The sequence below is a fragment of the Fulvivirga lutimaris genome (assembly GCF_009711525.1).
Lineage (GTDB): Bacteria > Bacteroidota > Bacteroidia > Cytophagales > Cyclobacteriaceae > Fulvivirga > Fulvivirga lutimaris.
In genome coordinates this window covers 1-1,021 of the sequence record NZ_SMLV01000065.1, presented here as the reverse complement: position 1 = coordinate 1,021, position 1,021 = coordinate 1, and the positions used below count along the sequence as shown (strand labels likewise).

The following is a 1,021-nucleotide window of genomic DNA, read 5'->3' as shown; positions in this document are numbered from 1 at the left end:
CTTCAATTGGTGCACCGTTTGGTTCAAATTCCAAAACAGGAGATGCGCGCATAGCTGGAACACTGGCATCATTGTGTGGATTAGAACATGCTTTGGCTTCAGAAAGTCAAGAAAATATTGAACAATCAATTCAAAAAATAATAATGATGCAGGCTTATACTATGTTTATTGGTGGTCTGCCTATGATTTTTTATGGAGATGAAGTGGGTTACACCAATGATTACAGCTACAAAAATGATCCTGCAAAAAGCAATGACAACCGATGGGTTCACAGACCATTAATTGATTGGGATAAGAATCTATTATCTCAGGACTCGAATACTCTGGAATACATCATTTTTAGTCGTACACAAAGGCTGATAAAATTAAGGAAATATCTACCTGCAATAGGCGATTACAAAAACCTAGTCTGGCCCACATCTCAGAATAAGCATATCGCACTTTTTAGAAGAGAGCACAAGGGGAAAATCTTATATGGTGTTTTCAACTTTAGTCAAAATAAAGAAAAACTAACCTGGTATGCATTCAAAGAAAATAGCGTAACACCCGAGACACTATTCGATCACTGGTCTGAACAAGAACATACCGTTAGATTAGATAATGAATTCTTATGGCTTCAACCATATCAATTCTTCCTATTTGAAGTAAAATAAAATTATAGTCTTCTTTTAATCTCCATATCACTCAACTCAAGGTTAAGTGCTTTGGTACTTATTTGAAGCTCTCTGAGTGATATCCCTAAAGAAATGAGCAAGAATACCATGCTTGCTCCAAAAATATAGTTACCAGCCTTGGTTGCATTCTGAAACAACATCAACATACTAAGCACACAAAGAAAAAAGCTCGATACTCCAAATATCTGCATCAACTTTATCAAAGAGAGTCTTGCTCTAAGGTTTTCAATCTGACCTATTATGGGAGTTGGGTGGTCCGCATTACTTAAATGCTTCTGATGCAAGCTTCTTATAAGCGTAGCAATAGCTAAAAACCTATTAGTGTAAGCCAACAATAAAAGAGAAAT

Annotated in this window: 2 protein-coding genes; one reads left to right on the top strand and one right to left on the bottom strand. The window is 35.9% G+C overall.

From position 1 onward, the window contains the following. On the top strand, positions 1-653 hold a 653-nt coding region (locus tag E1140_RS21190), incomplete at its 5' end, for an alpha-amylase family protein (protein WP_221412588.1). A 2-nt stretch (positions 654-655) separates the two neighbouring features. Here E1140_RS21190 and E1140_RS00195 read toward each other — a convergent pair. Continuing rightward, positions 656-1,021, bottom strand: a 366-nt coding sequence (locus tag E1140_RS00195; RefSeq protein WP_155177947.1) for a DUF2721 domain-containing protein, incomplete at its 5' end; no start/stop codon positions are given.